The 13623-nt window shown below is 62.1% G+C and carries 21 protein-coding genes; 4 read left to right on the plus strand and 17 right to left on the minus strand.

The window, feature by feature from the left end:
• Positions 1-109: 109 nt before the first annotated feature.
• Positions 110-529, minus strand: a complete 420-nt coding sequence (locus TSH58p_RS22690; RefSeq protein ID WP_199230272.1) for a DUF4145 domain-containing protein — start codon at positions 527-529, stop codon at positions 110-112.
• A gap of 342 nt (positions 530-871) precedes the next feature.
• The gene (locus TSH58p_RS22695; RefSeq protein WP_109469435.1) at positions 872-1129 is read right to left on the minus strand and encodes a hypothetical protein; all 258 of its coding nucleotides are present in this window, start codon (positions 1127-1129) and stop codon (positions 872-874) included.
• Between the two features lie 170 nt (positions 1130-1299).
• Between TSH58p_RS22695 and TSH58p_RS22700 the strand changes: the two genes are divergently transcribed.
• Together TSH58p_RS22700 and TSH58p_RS22705 are read left to right on the plus strand one after the other, a co-directional pair.
• Entirely contained in the window at positions 1300-1779 is a 480-nt protein-coding gene (locus TSH58p_RS22700; RefSeq protein ID WP_109469436.1) for a hypothetical protein, read from the plus strand.
• A gap of 1 nt (position 1780) precedes the next feature.
• The gene (locus TSH58p_RS22705; RefSeq protein WP_109469437.1) at positions 1781-2281 is read left to right on the plus strand and encodes a hypothetical protein; all 501 of its coding nucleotides are present in this window, start codon (positions 1781-1783) and stop codon (positions 2279-2281) included.
• 17 nt (positions 2282-2298) lie between these two features.
• On the opposite strand, the gene TSH58p_RS22710 is transcribed toward TSH58p_RS22705, so the two are convergent.
• The 5 genes from TSH58p_RS22710 to TSH58p_RS22725 all read right to left on the minus strand — a co-directional run bounded on the left by TSH58p_RS22710 (position 2299) and on the right by TSH58p_RS22725 (position 6060).
• Positions 2299-3036 carry a hypothetical protein gene (locus TSH58p_RS22710; protein WP_199230270.1) on the minus strand — a complete coding sequence of 246 codons (738 nt, stop codon included), beginning with the start codon at positions 3034-3036 and terminating at the stop codon, positions 2299-2301.
• Between the two features lie 39 nt (positions 3037-3075).
• A complete protein-coding gene (locus tag TSH58p_RS22715) occupies positions 3076-3588 on the minus strand; it encodes a YgjV family protein (RefSeq protein WP_247874346.1) in 513 nt (170 codons plus the stop codon).
• Between the two features lie 10 nt (positions 3589-3598).
• The gene (locus TSH58p_RS22720) at positions 3599-4132 is read right to left on the minus strand and encodes a hypothetical protein (RefSeq protein ID WP_109469438.1); all 534 of its coding nucleotides are present in this window, start codon (positions 4130-4132) and stop codon (positions 3599-3601) included.
• Positions 4133-4375: 243 nt separating this feature from the next.
• Positions 4376-5404, minus strand: coding sequence for a hypothetical protein (locus TSH58p_RS33330; protein WP_146205999.1), 1029 nt, complete (start codon positions 5402-5404; stop codon positions 4376-4378).
• 449 nt (positions 5405-5853) lie between these two features.
• Positions 5854-6060 (minus strand): hypothetical protein, encoded by a 207-nt coding sequence (locus tag TSH58p_RS22725; protein ID WP_109469439.1) that lies wholly within the window; start codon positions 6058-6060, stop codon positions 5854-5856.
• Between the two features lie 320 nt (positions 6061-6380).
• On the opposite strand from TSH58p_RS22725, the gene TSH58p_RS22730 reads away from it, so the two are divergent.
• Positions 6381-6650: a ribbon-helix-helix domain-containing protein gene (locus TSH58p_RS22730; protein WP_247895558.1), complete on the plus strand. Its 270-nt coding sequence runs from the start codon at positions 6381-6383 to the stop codon at positions 6648-6650.
• Between the two features lie 26 nt (positions 6651-6676).
• Here the strand turns inward: TSH58p_RS22730 and TSH58p_RS22735 are convergent, their stop codons facing one another.
• From TSH58p_RS22735 to TSH58p_RS22750, 5 genes are all read right to left on the minus strand, one after another.
• Positions 6677-6982, minus strand: a complete 306-nt coding sequence (locus TSH58p_RS22735) for a hypothetical protein (protein WP_109469440.1) — start codon at positions 6980-6982, stop codon at positions 6677-6679.
• Positions 6983-7463: 481 nt separating this feature from the next.
• On the minus strand, positions 7464-7604 hold the full coding sequence (locus TSH58p_RS33335) for a hypothetical protein (RefSeq protein ID WP_162600077.1): 141 nt from the start codon (positions 7602-7604) through the stop codon (positions 7464-7466).
• An 18-nt stretch (positions 7605-7622) separates the two neighbouring features.
• Positions 7623-8380, minus strand: a protein-coding gene (locus tag TSH58p_RS22740) for an IS5-like element ISAzba5 family transposase (RefSeq protein WP_109469197.1) whose coding sequence is annotated in 2 segments (ribosomal slippage) — positions 7623-8047 and positions 8047-8380 — 759 coding nt in all. Because the reading frame shifts where the segments join, the coding sequence is not laid out codon by codon here.
• A 520-nt stretch (positions 8381-8900) separates the two neighbouring features.
• The gene (locus TSH58p_RS22745; RefSeq protein WP_109068388.1) at positions 8901-9902 is read right to left on the minus strand and encodes an AAA family ATPase; all 1002 of its coding nucleotides are present in this window, start codon (positions 9900-9902) and stop codon (positions 8901-8903) included.
• A 355-nt stretch (positions 9903-10257) separates the two neighbouring features.
• Positions 10258-10467 carry a peptidoglycan-binding protein gene (locus tag TSH58p_RS22750; RefSeq protein WP_109068387.1) on the minus strand — a complete coding sequence of 70 codons (210 nt, stop codon included), beginning with the start codon at positions 10465-10467 and terminating at the stop codon, positions 10258-10260.
• Between the two features lie 697 nt (positions 10468-11164).
• Between TSH58p_RS22750 and TSH58p_RS22755 the strand changes: the two genes are divergently transcribed.
• On the plus strand, positions 11165-11437 hold the full coding sequence (locus TSH58p_RS22755; RefSeq protein WP_109068386.1) for a hypothetical protein: 273 nt from the start codon (positions 11165-11167) through the stop codon (positions 11435-11437).
• A gap of 4 nt (positions 11438-11441) precedes the next feature.
• Here TSH58p_RS22755 and TSH58p_RS22760 read toward each other — a convergent pair whose 3' ends face one another.
• From TSH58p_RS22760 to TSH58p_RS22775, 5 genes are all read right to left on the minus strand, one after another.
• Positions 11442-11912, minus strand: a complete 471-nt coding sequence (locus TSH58p_RS22760; RefSeq protein WP_247873858.1) for a lysozyme — start codon at positions 11910-11912, stop codon at positions 11442-11444.
• A gap of 68 nt (positions 11913-11980) precedes the next feature.
• Positions 11981-12151, minus strand: a complete 171-nt coding sequence (locus TSH58p_RS33675; protein ID WP_199230030.1) for a hypothetical protein — start codon at positions 12149-12151, stop codon at positions 11981-11983.
• Complete coding sequence (locus tag TSH58p_RS22765; protein WP_109068385.1) at positions 12151-12474, minus strand: hypothetical protein; 324 nt, start codon at positions 12472-12474, stop codon at positions 12151-12153. Before TSH58p_RS22765 ends, TSH58p_RS33675 begins: the two co-directional genes overlap by 1 nt.
• A gap of 90 nt (positions 12475-12564) precedes the next feature.
• Entirely contained in the window at positions 12565-13017 is a 453-nt protein-coding gene (locus TSH58p_RS22770; protein WP_109068384.1) for a hypothetical protein, read from the minus strand.
• Positions 13018-13019: 2 nt separating this feature from the next.
• Positions 13020-13616, minus strand: coding sequence for a hypothetical protein (locus tag TSH58p_RS22775; protein WP_199230029.1), 597 nt, complete (start codon positions 13614-13616; stop codon positions 13020-13022).
• Positions 13617-13623: the final 7 nt, after the last annotated feature.

Consider the following 13623-nt stretch of genomic DNA (forward strand, 5'->3'; position numbering starts at 1 on the left):
ACCGCTGGCGCTGGCGGTATGCAACGACAATGTGGGACGGTAGGGGATAGGCCGGGTTACACAACCGGTTATTGAGTGCTGATCAATGATTCGCCTTCATAGTATTAAGTCATTGACTTTTTTGTGGATGGTTAAGGCTTTGATCTGCACTCTCAGCAAGTCCGCCCAATGCAGCAGGTTTTCCAGCTGCCTTAAGCTTGTCATTCAGCGCAGCTTTCTTTGCTGCCGCTACAGCCGGACGATTGTAGTAATAATCAAACAATTCCTCCACAATTTCAAGGCACCATTCCGCCTCATGCGGCTCGACCTGTATAACTTGAAGTGTTGTTATATCATTCATCGGATGTGCGGAAAAATTTCCAAAATTCCGAATCGCATCTACGCTGTCAAAGAGCGACTGAGGCAAAGATTTTCGTGAATCTGTCTCTTCCAGAACTCCTTTAATCTGTTGAACTAAATCACGATGATTGTATCCCTGGTTCCTGAGAATGGCTTGAAGGCAACGACGCGCAAGTGCTGCGGCGGCCATTGAGCTAACCGGAATTACAGCGCATGCCTCCTTATAGTCGTTTGCTACATCATCTGGTATGTTTTTCAAGTCAACGCGAGTTCGACCGGGTGGTAACTGTGGATATCCTATATACGATTTCCCCATAATATTGTCGGTAATCTTAATAATTGATTCATTGCACGCCGGGCATCTAGTAATAGAGGCGTACCATGCGCTATTGCTGATTTGTGCGTGCTTCCAATCATCGTGAAAGTGCTTTGCACAATGTAAGCATTCCATTGAATCGCCTTGTCATGAGAGGTTGATATTTACTTTTTTCGGATTTTGTCTACTGCGGGGTGGAATTGTAAGTTATCCAATTCAATTAGAGGCTAGAAGGCCTTTCCGCAGCCGGGCACCTGGAGCATCACTGTTCAGCAACTCGACGCCAGCCGATTCGAGCACCTTCACGACGGCATCGATCTTGGTGTTGATGCCGCGGATTGGCCCGTCTGTAGCTTCCCATTTTTTTAGGGCGTCCGAGGAAACCGGCTCGATGGCGCTCGCCTTGGCCGACAAATCCTTCAGCGTCCAGCGTAGCAACGCACGCGCCGCTCGAAGCTGCTCTCCGTAAAGCACGCCATCCGCTCCATTTATCCGTTTGGATAAATTGATACCACTTAGGCGTTGACGGTCAAGCGGGAAAGAATTATCTATTCAGATATCACTATGCCCATCAGGGCCAAATAGCTCTGATTGGGTGCGAGTAACCGGCCTCTGACAGCCACCCCCTGTATGGAGAACTCGGAATGACCGATTCCGACAACGCTACCCCTTTGCCTGAAGCGCACTACGCAACCACGCTCCTCACCCTCTCCGCCCAGCTCGCCGCCGCCCTCACCGACCCCGACGCCTCGGATGCCCGCTGGGACCTCGCCGAGATGATCGCGGCCAGCATCCCCACCACGCCCGCCGACGCCGTCGTCGTCATCAGCCTCCTGACCGATCCCAACATCGGATTGGAGGCCGGGCAGACGGAAACCCACCTCACCGCCGCCCGCAGCCTGGAGGCCGGTCTGCGGGCCATGGCGGCGAACGAGACCGTCACCGACACGGCCGCCGCCTTCAACGAAACCACCGCCCTCTTCGCCGAGGCCGGGCGCGTCAAGCTGCCGGCGGAGCCGACGGATGGCATGGTTGCCGCGGCGGAACAGGCTGGAGTGGACCCGGAGCAGTTCCGGGCCGGCTATCGGGCCGCTGTGGCGGCTTACCTCGTAGAGGCCGCCTGACATGTCCGTCGTGAGCTTCCCCGGCGCCGAGCCCAAGCATTCCGCCGTTGTGACGGTCATCACCCGCCTGACCCTGGCCGATGCGACCGACTGGCAGCAGGTCATCGCGGCGGAATGCCGGCGCCAACGGCTGCTGACACCCAGCGTGTTCGCGTTCCTGAAGGATAACCGCCTCCTCGACCGCTGCACGTTCCTGGCGTCCGATGTGGGCAGCGAAGAGCTGCGCTTCCTCCATATCGGGGACCCGACCCTCCGCGTTCTCGGGCGCGGCTGGGGTCGGTCTATGCTTGGCCAGATCGAGACGGTCGATCCGCACGCTGAGTTCGCCCATTCGGTGGGCGCGCAGTACGCGGAGAGCATCGGCGCCGGGGAGGCTCTATTTAACCGAATCAGCGTCACCGGCATGGGAAAGCCGCTGGTCTACACCCATGCCCTGTACGGCTGGGCGGAGGGCGGGCGCCGTGCCGTTCTGTCCGCCGTCGACGTCCAGACGCTGCATTGACCTGACGGCGGCCTCGTTCACCAGGAGGGGCCGCCGCAGATACCGAGATCCATATAGACGGCGTGGCGGCCCCACCGCATGAGGTGCAGCGGGAGCCGCCCGACCCCGCTTTGGCGATAGAGGATGCCGGGCCGCTCCTCCAGCCGGCGGCGGCCACCGCCCCGCCCGCTCCACACCGGCACCGTCTCCGGATCGACCAGCCCAACCACCCACTTCGGGTTCCAGCGAGCCAGGGCGACCAGCCGCACCAGCTCGCCCAGCCGGTGAAACAGCCCGGCGCCGCGCCAGTCCGGGCGTGTCCAGCCGGCGACGATCCAGGCCACCGAACCACTGGTGTCGTGCGCCGCCTCGCTGGCGACGAAAGCCCATTCGTCCGCCGGCGCATCGCCGGGATCGTGCAGCGCCGACAGGTCCTCCAGCCGGGCGCCAAAGCTGGACGCGGTGCAGTCGACCAGCACCACGGCGTGGGTGGCGACCACCTCCCCTTCGCCGTCGACCAGCCCGAGCCAGAAGGCCGGGGCACTGGCGGGCTTGGGCAGCAGCGGGAACCAGTCGGCGCGGTGCCGGGCATTCAGCCCCTGCAGATCCCACCAGGACTCGCAGAGGATCGGCGTCACGCCGCGGGCGACCAGCTCGGCGCAGAGACGGTCTCGCGCGGCGCCGAGCGCTGGGGCGAGCGGGCTGGTGCCCAGGTTCAGGGTTTCGACGAGACGGAAGTCGGGCGCGACGGTGCGCGCCGGGAATATGGCGTTCATGGTGATTGCCTCGATGATGTCGATTGGGTGAGCGGCGGATCAGGCCGCGGCAGGGGCCCGGCGGTCGCGCAGCGCGCCATGGACCAGCCCGGCCATGCAAAGCAGGTCGGCAAGCAGCCCGAAGGTCGAGCCGGTCAGCAGGTCGTGCGCGACCCAGCACGCACCAGCGGCCAGGAACAGCAGGCGCAGCAGGAGGGCGGACCGGCACCAGCGTGCTGAGGTGGCGAGGATCATCCCGGCCGCCGCACAGGCCGATGGCCAACCCGCCCAGGTCGAGGCGGCCAGCACGGCAAGCGCGGGCACCGTGGCGATGTACACCGCCCGGCACCAGATCGGCCGGTCATCAGGCCAAGCGGTGGCGACCTGCAGGACCGACAGCCCGGACAGCGCCGCGCCGGTGCCAGCCCCGATCAGGAGATAGTGCAGCGCGGAGGCCGCAGCGGAGGCGCCCTGCCCGGCCAGCAGCGCACGGCGACCGGACAGCCAAGGCCAGAGGGCGACCAGGATGAACCCGGCAGCCCCGGCGAGGTCGGAGAGGTGAGGGATGGTCATGGAGATTCCCTCACTTCCGGAGCAGCTTGTCCTTCGCCGCGGACCCGGCGCTGGAGCCGACCCAGTAGGAAACCACCGCCGAAGCCATGGTGGTCAGGGCGCCCAGCATCAGCGTGGCGTTCTGGTCGATCGCGCCGGCCGGCTGACTCAGCACCCGGTACAGCACGATGCCGAACGTCACCAGGACGATGGTCGAGACGATGGGCGCGCCCCAGGAGATGCGGCTGCCAGCCTGGGCAAGCTGGACGGTCTGGGCGCGGGCGTCGGCCCGGTCCTCGTTGTCGAGCCGCAGCAGCGCCACGACCTGATCGCCCTGCTGGCGGTACAGCTCGGCCAGCATGGCGGGATCGTCCTTCACCGTGGCCGCCGCGTGGGCCGCACCTTCCGGGGTGGTGATCGGCAGGCCGGTCACGGTCGAGACGACGGACACCGCGGCCTCGCCGACCTTCTGGGCGGTCTCGCCGGTGCCGAGGGCGGCCTTGAAGACCTCCGGCAGCAGCACCGGGGCCAGTGCGGAGATGATGGGAATGAGCAGTGGAAGCATGATGGGTGCCCCTCCTTCGGGCATAGAAAAAGCCGCCTCGGCATGGGCCGGGCGGCTGAAAGGTGAAGCCTCGGTACTGTAGGCTCTGCACAGCCTATGAGAACGTTTTGGACCTTGAGTAGCGGGGTCCTGGGTTCAAGGATGCATACCTTATGGACAGAGACCTCAGCACGATAAGGCGCCTTGATCCAAGCACCATGCCCAATAACGATGGGAGCGCTAAAAAACAAACTTAATTAACCATTATTTAGAAACTCTAAGCTTCCCAATTGGATTGCATTGATAGCTTTTGTTATTTGGATGCTCAATGACAATGCAGCTTTGCTGGGTAGTTATCTGGCCTTGGCACCCATAATATCCCCATGCTCCACCACCAAGACTTCCGCCGCCCTTTCCGTTGTTATCTGGACACTGATAAAATGTTTGATCGGAAACAGAACTTAAAGCCAAATCTTGATCGCTATTTTTAGAATTTATATTGTTTAGTTTATTCTTGATATCCTCTATCTCACTTCTTATTGTTTCAGCCATTGGTTGAGACAATGGTGGAACCGCATAGTCAATTAATGGCACTTGCGCCGTGTCAGATGTAGTAGAAATACCAATAATACCACCCCTATAGTGTTTCTGGTCAACACCGCTCGTTGACTTGTCTGGAAGCCTATCGCAAACTAATGATATAGCACTATTGGCACTCACCCTCTTCCCTGACACTTTTGAGATATCATTTTCTTTACTTCCACCATATAGAACTGAACAGTTTGCAGAATCAGGCGGAGATATAATCACTCCATTTATGATCGTATCATTTAGTCCACCATAGCGGAAAACCGCACTTACTGCCTCGTTGTTTATTTTTAGATCAACAATTCGAAAACCCTTCGATTCAAGACAAGAACGGACAACATCCGCGCCAACACTAGAAACCCTTTGCAGCTCAGATGAACTGACTTGGCTTGACCAAAACGAACCGAACTGATTTTGACACTGCTGCTCCTGCAGCTGTTGGATTTGGGTGCTGTTTGCGCTTGCCCCTCCACTAAATAAGCTATACGCAGCCTCTATTTGCGCTTTTTGATCCTTACTGGCGCTTTCATATCTCGATGAGCAGAGGTGAGCTTTGTTCTGCATCTGGATCTGGCTGGAGTTTCCAAGCTTCTCACTCTCCCGCGCCAGAACCCTGGCTATATCAGTGCATTCTTGCGCACTGGCTGCTCCATATGCGCTCAGAACAAATGCAGAAGTCAGCACCCCGAAGACTCTTCCAACCATTTCAACCTCCCCAGGTCTATCAAGAATAGATATTTTATATATTGAGCACAGCGCCAATCAATAAACCAAAAGCGAGTAGTCACTAATAAGTAGATTTTATTATTTCGACAAATTTACGTTACTATTAAAATATTATAAGTCTTTAAAAACAGCGCTCGACAGAAATTGACATACTATAGTGTGTTGTCATTTTCCCTCAGGGCTATACAATCCATTTTATATGTCAATCAATTATTCCTGCCACAAGATGTCGAATCCGTCATCTTGGGGCAGGAATAATGCCAGTCCCGCAGCGGCGTCACTTGCTGGGTCGCCGGCCCAGACCTTGTGGATTGGGATCAAGAACGACATTCGGAATGTTCATGGCCCATCCTTGCGGGCACGAAAAAGCCGCCGGGCGGGATGCCGGGCGGCGGGGTAATCGATCAGTGGATGTGTGCGTCGGGCGGCTACATCTGCTCCCTGGCCTGCGTCAGGAAGGCTTGGCAGCGGTTCATTTCATCGCGCAGCCATTCCCGGTATCCGTGGGTGCCCGGCGCTGGTGGCTCCGCCGGCTGGATGTGGCAGCCCCGCCGACCGCATCCGCCGCAGCGCGCCTTGCAGGCCAGCATGTAGAGATCAGTGGCCGGATCGAATTTCGCGAGCAGCAGCTTCATGTCCCGGCAGCTCTGGCGCCGACAGATCGGGCACCAGAACTCCAACTGCGTGACGCCGCGCTTCGCCAGGGTGCCCAGGGCGTTCAGCCTGTACGACGGCTCGTGTTTCGGTGGGTGGTTCGGTGCCGGCATAGGGGAACGTTACGAGAACACTCCTAAGCGGTCAACGGGGTGAAGGGTGGGCCGGCGGCGATCCCGTTGTGACCTGGCCGGCCGCGGCGCGAGACCCCCCGTTTTATGTGATGTCCATCACATGTTTTTCGGCCCCGACTTCGCGACGCTACATACCCGAGAATGCAACATGCAGCGGTGAACGTGCCATGTCGTCGAAGAAGCTCAGGAACGTAATGGTCGCCGGGCGCCGCACCAGCATGCGGCTGGAGCCGGCCTTCTGGGATGCCCTGGAGGAGATCGCGCAGAGGGAAGACCTGACGGTGAGCAGGCTGTGCACGCGCCTCGCCGAGCGCGTGGAGGCGCTGGACGTAGACAGCTTGTCGAGCGCCGTGCGGGTCTACGTGATGGAGTATTTCAGGTCGGCGACGCCGTCGCAGGAAGTAGCTCTCTGCGAAATGCCCATTGCGGCAGAGTGACGGGCCGGGAGACGAGTTAGGGCTGGTCAGGCAGAAAGGTCGGTCAGGCTGTTGACCTTCTCGGCAAACCAGCCGGCCAAGCACCGCTTCGAGCAGAAGGAGGCTTCGGCCTGGACGTTGCGGATCGGCAGGCCGTCCAGCAGATCGACCGAGGCCGATCCGGTCAGCTTCTCCAGATCGTGGTCGTGGTAGCCGATGTCGGCGGAGAGCGTCACGGGGAGTTCGCCGTCAGCGATCATTATGGCGCGGCCCGGCGACTCCACCTTCATGGCGGTGACGTTCAGCGCGTAGAACTTGCCATCCAGAGGCTTGCGGCAGTGGTGGCAGGTCATGGTGGGGCGTCCTTATCGGGCGGGCGGCGCAGACGGGTGATGACGCGCCGCCCGGCGTTGCGTGGCGGGTTGCCGCTATACGAGACGATCGCCGAACCCGGAATAGAAGCGATTACCCGGACCTCATATACCATGGCGGAGTTCCTCTTCTTCAAGTCGTACAGGACGTCGCCGGGCTTGATTGTGGAGAATGCGACCACGCTGTTCCTTCGTTCATGCGCCCGTTCACCCCCCATCCCCCGGAGCGCCACGAAGAAATGGCGGGGGCTGGGCGGCTGGCGGGTAAAACCTCGGTGCTGTAGGCTCTGGTCAGTCTGCGAAGACGTTTCGGACGTTGGGTGGCGGGGGAGCCTCGGCTCATCACGCACACGTCGCGGACAGTGACCGCTGTGTGGACCGGACAACACGGGCCGGCGTCGGCCCACCTTCGGGTGGCTCGACCGAACGTAGGGGGTGACGTCCCTACCCGGCGGTCACGCCCTCAATCCATCTCGTCCACCGGGATGTCCGGCAGGTCCACCGTCTGGCCGGCGAGCGTGTGCGAGCTGTCGCCACAGGATTCGATGCTGTCTTTGGTGCGCCGCTGGAGCCGGCTGCGGCTCGGCGACGACTGGCCAGCCACGTACCCTAGGGTCCGGACTCATAACCAGTAGGCGACGGTTGCCACGATGTGGACGGCGGCCATGAAGTTGGTGGCGGAGCGGTCGTATCGGGTGGCGATGCGCCGGAAATCCTTGAGGCGTCCGAACATGCGCTCGATGACGTTACGGTTCCGATAAAGGTAGGGAGAGAAGCAGTTTTTCCAGCGCTTGTTGGCGCGTGGCGGGATGTTGGGCGCGGCTCCCGCCTCTTCGATCTTCCGGCGAACAGCGGCACTGTCGTATCCCTTGTCGCCGTGCAGGAGATTGGTGGCGGGCATCCGGTCGAGCAGACGGTCGGCGGCGGTGCAGTCAGCCACCTGACCGCCGGTCAACAGGAAGGCGAGCGGCCGACCGCGCGGATCGCTCAGGGCGTGGATTTTGGTGGTTCTCCCACCTCGGGACCGTCCAATGGCCTGGGCGCGCTCCCCCCTTTCCCGCCACTCGCTGAACGATGGGCGCGGACCGCCGTGGAGTCGATCATCACCTGGGCTGGTGGGCCACCTGCCGCTGCCAACGCATGGAAGATGTCCTCCCACACGCCTTTGGCCGCCCAGCGGACGAAGCGGTTGTAGAGCGTCTTGCGCGGACCGTAGACCGGCGGTGCGTCCGCCCAGCGCCCACCCGACTTCAGCACATGGACGATCCCGCTGATCACACGTCGGTCATCCACGCGCGGCTTGCCTCGGGTATCGCGCGGAAGGTGTGGCTCAAGCCGTCCGAACTGCTCCACCGTCAACCAGAACTGACCGTCGTTCATAACAAAGCCCCTTTCCAGGGCTTTGAATCACAACGATTCCCTTCGGGAAAGGCTCTTTATGGGTCCGGACCCTAACCCCTCCACTTGAAGCCGGGTATCAGCACCGGGCGCAGGCACTGCGCTTAGAGCCGCATCGAGCTGCCTCAGAAGTCCCGCAGCATGGGCGGCATAGTCACCACGCAGGGGCTTTGGCTCGATCTTTCTCGGAGGAAATTTGTACTCGGCGGTCTCGCGCAAAGAGTCGATGAGGACGTGTTGAAGCTGCCTAAGGCTGTACTCGTCGTCTGCCACAACGCACTCCCTAACGGATCGTATACGCACAAAATCCGATTTCGAGAAAGTTATTTATCCAGAACACCTGGTGATATGTCAAATGTCTTGAGGATCGGGAAGGATGGGCAGGACAACCAGATCTACTGCGCCTTCGCTTGCTTCCGGCTACAGCCGGCGCAGAGCCTCTCCCGATCCAAGCTGGCCGGGCACTGCTCCGCTAAGAGGAGCACTCAGGTGATACTAATTCTTAGCTGGGCAGCCGCTGAAACCTACCCCTCAACATTTGCCGTCCCTTCAGGGCTTCTCGTAGCGCATCAGAAGAGACCTTGGATGCTCCCTCAAGGATTGCATCCTTAATCACTGAATCCGCGGCACGGACCAGCTCAGCTTGGCTAAGCCCACTCAACACGTCTTCGAGCAATGCCCATGCCTTGGCTGGAAGCTTGAATTTCCCGAGGCGGCGCTCAACGACTACACGGGCTGCAGCGGTCTCCGGAAGAGTATATTCAATGACCTCGTCGAAACGACGGGCGAGCGCCTCATCGAGGAATTCAACATGATTCGTGGCTGCCACAACAAGGCTGTCCGTAGAATTCGGCTCCTCCATGAAGGATAGTACCGAATTCAGCACCCGCCGGATCTCCCCAATATCGTTGGAATCGCCCCGTCGCGCTCCAATTGCGTCGAACTCATCAAGCAGATAGACTCCACGCACCTGGGCAATTTGATCAAAGAGCAAGCGGAGCTTCCCCGCCGTTTCCCCGAAATAGCGGCTGAATAAAGACTCCAAACGGACTGCAAAGAGGGGCAGTCGGAGTTCGCCCGCAAGCGCTGATGCCGTCATCGTCTTGCCCGTACCCGGAGGGCCGATCAGCAAGACATGAGTCGCTGGCTTCTGGCCATGGTCTCGAAGCGCCACCCTCTCCTTCTGCTGGCGGACGACACGGACCAAGCGCTTGGCCACCTCCTCGGACAAAACCATGTCCGAGAGGATGGTCTTAGGATAGGTGCTCTCGACTAGGTTTTGTAATTCGGCACGGGGACGCGCGAGAGGGATAGGAGTCTGCCCGCCCCCCCCCGACCGTCGCTGGTCTCGCGCCTTCTGCACCAGACGCTTCAGTTTGTCGGCGTCCTCAGTCCGGCCCTGCCGTGCCTCAAGGGCCGCCACCTGCAGCGCAACCGAAAGGAACTGCTCCTCGTCACCATCAATGTGGGAGTTCAGGAGCGCTAGGAACTGTTTAGCCGACACGACTCCCTCCCTTTCTATTGCCTAATCTGAAGGCATCCCAGGTTTGCTCTGCGCCATGCAGACTGAACGCCGACCCGAACAAACCATTAACGCACTGCGTCGATCGAAGCTATTACGGAAATATCGTACCTGCCCCTCTCTTTGCAGCCTCCACAGGAGTTAGAACGGCTTTTTCGCAACCAAGGCGCCTTGCGCGACAGAGGTACCGCAGTCGCCCGGCCAGATCCAAGACAGCAGCTCTCCTGAAGGGCTGCAGACGCGCGATGATTTCATGAGGCAGGTGGTGCTGTCTCGGAAGGGCATGGCACCCTTGGCATTGTCTTGCTTAGCCCTGCTGCATCAGCCTCCCCCTCCTTCACACCAGCCCCAGCGCGATCGCCGTCCGCGTGTCCACCCGCCCGGTGACCGGCAGCCGGCGCACGGCCTGGACCTGCTCGACCGCGTTGGCCGTCCGCCGCCCGAAGTCGCCGTCCTCCACGATGGCCGGGAACCCGCAACGCTGGAGCGCCCGCTGCAGGACGGCCACGTCCGGCCCGACGTCGCCCGCGGCGCCGCGGGTCATCATCAGACCGCACGTGAAAGACGTTGAAGGTGGTGGCTGCCTGCCGTGCTGAACCACCACCAAGACAAGGCTTCGAGGTGGCGATACATCGTCATGCCGCTCGATGCGGGACTACCTTGTCGAAGAAGTCATCGACTTGACTTAATGGCCCCGAGGCACCATGCGCGTTGCTGCCAGAAGCTGGGCGATGCGAAGTGCCGGCTTTTTTTTGTGTCAGGAAAGTCGGCGAACCCCGCGGCGGCAGCCCATCCTGCATTTCGCCCCGGCGGAGGCAGGCGAGCGTTTCCGCTCTCATGGCAGGCCTGCCGGGGTCGAAAGTAGGCGCAATGATCAGGCTCCGCAAGCCGTGCTCTGGCGCTTAATCATCTGCCTGGGCCGCCTGATCCGCTCGGCGTTCCTGCATGGTCGGTTCCAGCCAATGGCGCCGAGGATTTCCGCACATCCAACAACTGCAAGACGCGAGATTGTCGGCGCCCTTCTGCGGGAATGCAGCCCACGGCCGCAACCGAGCAGCTTTAGCGACCATGCGCGCACGGTCATGCCGGCGGCGCGCCCGCTTCATATCCTTGAACATCGTGCCTCTCCAAGCTCGATGCCGCGGCGCATTCCGTCCGATGGTGGACGGTGCTACCGCGGCTATCGTTTCTTGGCGGAGGCGGGTGCGGGATCAGTCATGCCGACATTGTAGCGGCTGGCCACGATGGCGTCACGCCCCGGCGGCTACCAACTCACCCAGCATTTCGAGCAACACCGCCAAGCCCCATCCGCCCTCGCTCTCCCGATAGGCTGCGCGGCGATCAAGCGCGTCCGCCGTCTACTCGGCCATCACCGCTACATCGACAACGCGACGTGGTGGGATGAGCGGGTTGACGACCTGATCCGGTCCGACGCGACGACAGCCGAAGCCGCGACGATCCTGGACGTTGCAGCCGTCATAGTCCGCCGGCTGCGGGCCTGGACCGCCTGGGACTAAGGCATCAGCCCGCCTCGAACAGCGCCATCTCCGCCGCCCGGCGCTTCTTCAGCCCGTCGAGCTGCTTCTTGACGCCGTTGACCGTGGCGTAGACCCACTTCGGAAACTCGGCCGCCGCCCCGTCATAGTCGCCCTGGTTCAGCAGGCGCAGCAGTGTCGAGCTGCCCAGCGCACCGGCCCCCAGGTTGAACACGAACGAGGCGAGCGCCCCGCGCTGCCGATCGGTCAGCGGGACCTTCACCAGCCGGTCAACATCGCGAGCGGCATCGGCCATGTCGGCGCGCAGAAAGACCTCGGCCTGGAGGCCGTTGATGGTCTGGCCCATCCGGACCCCGGCGGTGTGGCCGTAGCCGATGGTCGGCACGCCCGCGGGGCACAGGTAGGCCCGGAGGTACAGGCCCTCGAAGTGGCGGACGAGGGCCAGGGCGTCGGGGTGGATGTCGCGCGGGATCGCCGCGCCGGCGGGCATGGTCATGGCCGGTTCCTTAGTTCGATGGGTGGAGAGGCAGGCGGCCTCGGGAAAAGGAGAAATCGCAAGGTTTTTCAGCGGCTTGGTGTATGACCGAGCCGCAGGAAGCCGGAGCACATGCCCCGGCGCGCGTTGATGAGGAGGTGCGCCAGCAGCAGGAGCGCGTCGTCCTTGCTGCCCTCGCAGTCGGCCAGGGCCTGCATGGCGACCTGCTGGGCGTCGGGTTGGATGGCCGGCTCCGGCATCACGCCACCCGACGGTCGTGCTGGTCGATGTGGGTGTCCATGCGTTGCTGCAGCCCGTCCAGCCGCTCGGACAGGCTGTTCAGCAGCGCGAACACCTCGTCAATCGAATGGCTGGCCGGCTGCGGACGGTTCAGCCACATCCGCCAGCCCAGGAGGCCGGCGGCGGACAGGATCGCGGCGGCCTGGACGGAGGGGTGCGCCCCGGTCAGGGCCTGGATGGTGGAGCCGATCAGACCGTTGACGGTGGGATCATCGGCCAGGGCGACCGCGGCGGGGAGGCCCGTGCCGATGGCGGCCAGGGCGACGACGTGGGGCAGCTTCATGGTGGTCTCCTGCGGCCCGGGGCGCGGGCATAGAAAAGGCCGCTCGCGGCGGCCGGGTCGGTCGGGATGGGCTGGAATGTTGTCGCGGGGTCAGAGCGCGGCGGCGCGGCGGAAGAAGTCGTCCACCTCGATCGGCGTCATCCCGCGGGCCTCACCGATGGCAACGGTCATCGGATGGTCGCGGCGAAACTCGGTGGCGCCGCTCAGCAGCATCTCGGCGCCGAAGCGCTCATCACCGTCCATGTGGTCGAGCAGGTCGGCCAGCACGGGAGGCAGCGCGCCGGTCCGCACAGCGGCCAGGGCCTCGGCCTGGGTGATGTAGCCGTCCAGCGCGAGGGCCTGGAAGAACTGGCGGTCGCTGATGGCCGGCGGCGCCGGGGCGAGTGGGGGCGCCTCAGCGGCGATGATGGCCGCCACCTCCTCCTCGCTGACGATGCGCCATTCGATGCCTTCGGGCACTGTGGCGGCGATCTGTTCCGCGTCCACTCCCGGCGCGGGGTGGACGATGACGGTGCGGCCGTCGCGTTCATAGATGATCGGCATGGTCAGACTCCGAAGAAGGCGGCACAGACGAACAGAGGGTCGACGGACGCACCGGTATCGCGGCGCACGAACAGGATCTGCGCCGTCGTGGCGGTCCGAGCGCCGAGCTGCAGCAGCGCATGCTCCCCGCCTCCGGTCGAAGAGGACGCCGCCGTGGTGGTGAAATTCGCGTTGAGGAATGCCCCTGCGAACGTGACCGTGTAATCCCCCGTCCCGCTGCGTGTGACAGAGGAAACGCCGTTGGACGACAGGATCGTGCCTGCGCTGCCGAAGGCGACGTAAGCCCGCGCCACGACGGCACGGGACGCCGGCAGACACGAGAACACCCGCTTGGTGCCCGCCGGAAAATTGACCAGCGCGCCGCCGTTGCTGGACAGCAGCACCGTCGTCCGGGTCAGGGTATCCGGTGAGCCGGCGGTACAGGTGCCGATGCCGTATTCGTAGGACAGGCCATCGGTCGTCTCGATGCAGTAGAAGACCGGCGCCCCTGACCCCGCGGCCTGCACGAAGCTGCGCCGGCTGGCATCGGTCGGGGCGATCAGGGACAGGGCACTGGTCCCAACTGCGATGGTGGTTTGCTCCACCCGATCGTAAAGCATGGCGTCC

This window comes from Azospirillum sp. TSH58 (genome assembly GCF_003119115.1).
Taxonomy (GTDB): domain Bacteria; phylum Pseudomonadota; class Alphaproteobacteria; order Azospirillales; family Azospirillaceae; genus Azospirillum.